This is a genomic window from Mycobacterium sp., assembly GCF_049585075.1.
In the GTDB taxonomy this organism is placed as follows: Bacteria; Actinomycetota; Actinomycetes; order Mycobacteriales; family Mycobacteriaceae; genus Mycobacterium.
On the sequence record NZ_JBAUZA010000426.1, the window covers coordinates 1 to 5,414 of the forward strand.

The window sequence follows — 5,414 nt, forward strand, 5'->3', positions numbered from 1 at the left end:
GCTGCCGCGGGCCCGCCCGCCGCCGGTGCGCCAGCTCCACCTGACTGTCCCTGGACGCAGGCGTAGCCACCCGTCATAAACGGGGTGGCTGCCGCGTCGGGACTCAACGCTATGACGGCCCCGCACAATCCGGCGCCGGCAACTACTTTGACCTTGGCTCGATCGAAAGCCGCCATCGACGTCCACTCCTTTATTCGCGCTCGGCTATGTCCACCAGCAAGAGGTTTCAGCAGAACCGCGTAGCCGTACCTAAGTCGTCCTTAGGCACCGACGCTATTTCTACTAGACCCGTGTGGAACACAACCCGCGGCGCACCGAGCTGTTGCCAAATAGTGACGTTTGGCCGCATTGTCACGACTGAGTCACGAGTCGCAGCAGGCCTTTTCAACGATCGATCGGACCGCTCCGCCTTTCGGCGACGACACTTTAGCCCGCGTATCGCAGTGGTCAATCGGCCGGGCTACCCGCCGATGACGAGAGGATCGATCACCTCAGGCTTGCCAGTGCGTTGTTCTCAACGTGGATTCGGGTTCTTAGCAAGACGGCGTTGAGAACCGAGAACACCAGCGCAGTAATCCATGCGGTGTGTATCAGCGGCAGCGCAAAGCCTTCGGCGATCACCGCGACGTAATTCGGGTGAGGCAGAAAGCGATACGGACCGCCGGTGACACGCGCTGCGCCGGGGATCACGATCACCCGGGCATTCCACTGATGTTTCAGGGTGCTGATGCACCACCAGCGCAATGCTTGTGCCGCAACGGCGATCGCGAGCATCGGCCAGCCCAGGGCTGGGACGAAGGGCCGGTGCAGCGCGATCGGCTCGATCAGACATCCCGCTAGCAGCGCGGTGTGCAGGGTCACCATGGCCGGATAGTGTCCGGCGCCGAACTCGACGCCGCCGTGTGCCTGGCTCCAGGCGCGATTGCGGTTGGTCACCACGAGCTCGGCGATGCGCTCCACGACGACCACGCCGATCAACAGCACATACCAGGTCATCGGATCACCGCCAGCGCACTATCAGGCATTCGGAGCAAAAACCGGGCCCCAATGTCTTCGTCACGTTACTCATCCTTCTCGGAGCATGTCGCTTGCTGACACCGTCGCCGCCGTTGAAATGCCGCGCCGTCCACGTGTGCCCCTCGGCGCGTGGACGGCGCGGCCTTCCTCGGCGCTCACCACCAGTGGTGCGCACCCGGGCCCGAAGACGCCTCAATCGGTATTACGAGCCTCGCCACTAGATGGTTCGGTCCAGGCCGGACAAATGCGCCGGTGATGGAACAGCTACTTACCGGGCCGGCAGCGTTCCGGCCTGCAGCAGAATCAGCGTGGCCGCTTAGCGGACGTAGACTTCCCCGCCGGTGGGGTATCCGCCACCGTGGGTGGTGATGTGGACGTGGTCGTAGTGCCCGTACCCAGATCCTGATGGCCCGGTCGGGGTGTAGTAGGTGCCGCGCCAGATGGCATCTTGCAGCGAGAATCGAGTCGCGTTCTTCAGCGCGAACGCGACGATCTCGTTTCCAAGCGCGATGCCTTGCGCGCTACTGGGGTTGGGGATCATGATGTCCAGCGCCAAACCCTGCGGGTGCCAGGGCTTCGAGTCCGGCCGAACGCCGCCGATGTTCTTGATCTCGGGGAACGCCGCGCTGATGCTGCGCGCAGCCAAAATCGTCTTGACCTGCAGACCCCGCTCCGGCGCGATCCCCACGGGCAGGACGCGCGGAGCATTTTGATTGACGACGCGCCATCGTGATGCCCTGGACGCCGACACCGTCTCGTCGGGCCCGGGGCTCACGTCAGACAAAGCCCACGACGGTGATGCCGGGGCGGCCGCGGTGACCGCTACGCAGCACGGCGGACCGTCGCCAACATCCTTATTTGCCTCGACGCGGGTGGCGACAGCGTCGGCGCTTCCGGCGACGGCAAAGAAGACAGCAGCCGGGCCAACCACGGCAGCCACCATCCCTGGTGACCTTCGCCGGCTGGTCGCCAATCGATGTCGCGCCACGCGGACACCTTACGAGCAAATCGAGGAATTGTCACGAAATAGTAACTATCCTCATTTGACGGCGCTTTTCTTAAGACCCTCACATAGGCCAGCTACTCGACGCGGGTGCAAAATGCAGTGCGACTGCCACGGGCAGCGGCTGTCGTGGGTGGGTCGAGATCGCATCGAGCATCAATGCGACGTAGCGACGCCAGCCGTCACTGTTCGAATCCATCGTCCATAGCACGGAGTGCAGCATTGCGATCAGACGCGGCAGATCATCGGCGACGAGGTCAGCGCGGACGACGCCGGCTTGCTGTCCTCGACGGGCAAGCTCGGCGAGCGCCTCGTTCAGCGGGGTTGAGATGTCGGGGGTCAGCGACCCGGCTCGGCGCGCCGCGGTCAGCAGGTTGTGTTCGCGAGCACCCAGCGATATCGCGGCGTCAATCAGTTGGGCGAGGCCGCCTAGTGGGTCGTCGGCGCGCCGGACGGCCTCGATCGTCGGGTTGAGGTCCTCGGCGATGGATTGATCCAGCGCGGCCCGGATCAGGTCGGCCTTGGTCGGAAACCGGCGATAAAGCGTTCGTTCCCCGACTCCTGCGCGACGGGCGATCGCCTCAATGGGCGCCTCGGGGCCCATTTCGTCGTAGATGTCTCGCGCCGCCCGCAGAATTTTCGACGCGTTGCGCGCCGCGTCCGCTCGTAACGGTCGGTCGGAAACCGCGGTCATAGCGACAGAGTAACTGACAGTTGACTGCCAATCGGCCGGGTTCTACGCTCGGGTAATTGACAGTCAGCTGACACTTATGGGGAAACGCCAATGACGGCAACAACTTCCGATTCCCGCCCCGAGACCGGGCTTCCGCCGATACCTATGCCTCGAGCTGCGCAGTGTCCGCTTGCGCCGCCACCGGAATTCGCGAAGTGGCGGGACGAGCCCGGCCTGCGCCGGGCGATGTGGCAAGGCCAACCGACGTGGGTGGTGAGCCGCTACCAGGACATCAGAGCCGCGCTGGTCGACCCGAGGCTGTCCGCTGACACCATCTCGTCGGCGATCAAACCGTCCAGCGACGAGGGCACGCCGGTGATCTTCGCGCGCATCGACGATCCCGAGCATCATCGGCTGCGGCGCATGATGACGAGCCAATTCACGTTCAGGCGTACCGAAGCGATGCGGCCGCAGATTCAGGAAATGGTCGACAAGTACCTCGGCACGATGATCGACAACGGGCCCCCGGCCGACATCGTGCGCGACTTCGCCTTGCCCGTACCGTCTTTGGTGATCGCGCTGCTGCTGGGCGTACCACCCGAAGACCTCGGCCTCTTCCAGCACAACACCACGATCGGATTGGATACGTCGACGTCTGAAGAGCAAAAGGCAAGCGCCTTCGCGACGATGTTTGTCTACATCGAGGAGTTGGTGCAGCGCAAGGAGCGCGAACCCGGCGACGACTTGATCAGCCGTCTGGTGACCGACTACGTCGCGACCGGGCAACTCAATCGTGAGACTGCGGCGATGACCGGCGTGATCATGATGCAGGCCGGCCACGAGACCACCGCCAACATGATCGCATTGGGAACTGTTGCGCTGCTGCAGCATCGGGAGGTGTTCGAACGGCTCGGCCAAACTGACGATCCGGCCGCGATCGCCAATGCCATCGAAGAGCTGATGCGCTATCTCACCATCGTGCACGCCCAGGTGGACCGGATCGCGACGGAGGACTTGACGATCGGTGGCCAGTTGATCCGGGCGGGCGACAGGGTCTTAATGAATCTGCCAGCGGGAAATTGGGACAGCGAATTCGTCGACAACCCAGAGACTTTCGACATCAATCGGAATACCCGGGGACACTTGGGTTTTGGCTACGGCGTACACCAGTGCATCGGGGCCAACCTGGCCCGCGTCGAAATGCAGGTCGCGTTCTCGACGCTGGCGCGACGCCTACCCGGGCTGCGATTAGCGGTACCGCCGGATGCACTGCGGTTCAAGGACTCCGACATTTACGGCATGAAAGAGCTGCCGGTCACCTGGTGAGATTTACAGGTGACTCGCGGCGAAATCGGCGCCTTGGGCTGTCATGCCATTCACCGGGTATTCGGCGTGCGCGAAGCTCGGTGCCCCGCCGGCATCGCCATTGCAGATCGTGTCACCGGCGGCGCACAATTCGTCGGTCTTGGGCGCATACAGCGGGCCGATGGTGATCGCAGGCGCGCCGTAGTTCTGCAACCACTGATTCGACGGCTTTCCGAACAGGACCACCGCGGCAACGTGGTTGGCCACCGACGGCGGCATCGGCTTGGGCAGGAACTGCACATATTCGGCCGGTACGCCCGCCGGGATGGAAGCCGAGGTGACGAAGCCTGCCACAGCCGCGCCCTGGGAGTATCCGCCTAGCACTATCCGGGTGTTGGGGCAGTTCGCGGCGGTTGCCTCGATGTGACCGCCCGCATCTTTGATCCCGTCGACCACGCTTTGGGCGAACTGAAGCCGGTCGGAAAAGTCGCTGCTGGCTTCGTAGTTGACCGGATACACGTCAAGCGACTTGTCACCTATCGCCGAGCGCAACGAGTCGACGAATGGCTGTCCGATCCCGCCGACACCGGGCGGCTCACCGGTGCCGCGAGCGAAGACCGCTTCGACGTCGGGGCAGGGCTGAGCTGACGCGATGGGAGCGGGCACGCTAAGTAGTCCACCGACGGTTATCAGCGCAGCAACAAGAAAACGAGCGATCTGGGGTCGGCACATGATCAACATTGTTGCCCTGTACCCCCGAGCAGGTCCTGTTATTCCGATCGCTCCAGTCGCCAGAGAGGCCGTTAGGGCGTTTCCCCCGTTGAATCGTCTGAACCGTCCAGGACGCTGACGGCGATGCCGTACGGCAGGAATCGGACTTTGCGGGTCGCGTCGGTGTTGCTTTGGTTGGCCCGCAGCGCCTCGAGTTCGGTGGCGTAGACCTCTTCGACCCGCGCGCCCCCGTCGCTGCTCACGGTGTAAATCACCCAGACACCGTCACCGGCTTCGCCGGCGGTCTCCGGCCTGGTCCGCATGCGCCGCGCCAGGTCGTCGAGAAGCCCAGACAACCCGGCCCGCTCGCCGGGCAGGGTGAAAAACCGGCTGACGCCGTCGAGTGCCTCACGCAGGCCCTCGCTGGCGTCACGAAACACCCGATCAAAGTCCTCGGGATCGAACCCGAACCGACCGTTGTCGTCCATTGCGGCCTCCTGGCAGCTCACGCCTATACCACCCCAGTGTGCGCACAATCGGCCTCGTCCGCCACATGCACCTGGTGCTATGGCCCAGGCGGTGGAGGCGGCGGCGGGGGGTTGATCGGAATGGGGACGGTGACGAACGGTAGGTGCAGGTACATCACCATCGGCGGCAGCTGTGGGGCCGGGGCAGGCGGCGGCGCGGCCGGTGGCGGTGGTGCAG

Annotated in this window: 6 protein-coding genes and 1 pseudogene; 1 reads left to right on the forward strand and 6 read right to left on the reverse strand. The window is 64.1% G+C overall.

All coding sequences use genetic code 11. From position 1 onward, the window contains the following. The 4 genes and pseudogenes from WB785_RS20100 to WB785_RS20115 all read right to left on the reverse strand — a co-directional run. Positions 1–176, reverse strand: a pseudogene (locus tag WB785_RS20100) (hypothetical protein); the annotation flags it as partial. Positions 177–486: 310 nt separating this feature from the next. Further along, on the reverse strand, positions 487–996 hold the full coding sequence (locus WB785_RS20105) for an isoprenylcysteine carboxyl methyltransferase family protein (protein ID WP_424081133.1): 510 nt from the start codon (positions 994–996) through the stop codon (positions 487–489). A gap of 337 nt (positions 997–1,333) precedes the next feature. Continuing rightward, positions 1,334–2,005, reverse strand: a complete 672-nt coding sequence (locus WB785_RS20110) for a hypothetical protein (protein WP_424081135.1) — start codon at positions 2,003–2,005, stop codon at positions 1,334–1,336. Between the two features lie 79 nt (positions 2,006–2,084). Next, positions 2,085–2,714, reverse strand: coding sequence for a TetR/AcrR family transcriptional regulator (locus WB785_RS20115; RefSeq protein ID WP_424081137.1), 630 nt, complete (start codon positions 2,712–2,714; stop codon positions 2,085–2,087). A 90-nt stretch (positions 2,715–2,804) separates the two neighbouring features. Between WB785_RS20115 and WB785_RS20120 the strand changes: the two genes are divergently transcribed. Next, complete coding sequence (locus WB785_RS20120; RefSeq protein ID WP_424081139.1) at positions 2,805–4,019, forward strand: cytochrome P450; 1,215 nt, start codon at positions 2,805–2,807, stop codon at positions 4,017–4,019. A 3-nt stretch (positions 4,020–4,022) separates the two neighbouring features. On the opposite strand, the gene WB785_RS20125 is transcribed toward WB785_RS20120, so the two are convergent. Further along, positions 4,023–4,730: a cutinase family protein gene (locus WB785_RS20125; RefSeq protein WP_424081141.1), complete on the reverse strand. Its 708-nt coding sequence runs from the start codon at positions 4,728–4,730 to the stop codon at positions 4,023–4,025. A 71-nt stretch (positions 4,731–4,801) separates the two neighbouring features. Then, complete coding sequence (locus tag WB785_RS20130; protein WP_424081143.1) at positions 4,802–5,197, reverse strand: hypothetical protein; 396 nt, start codon at positions 5,195–5,197, stop codon at positions 4,802–4,804. Positions 5,198–5,414 lie beyond the last annotated feature (217 nt).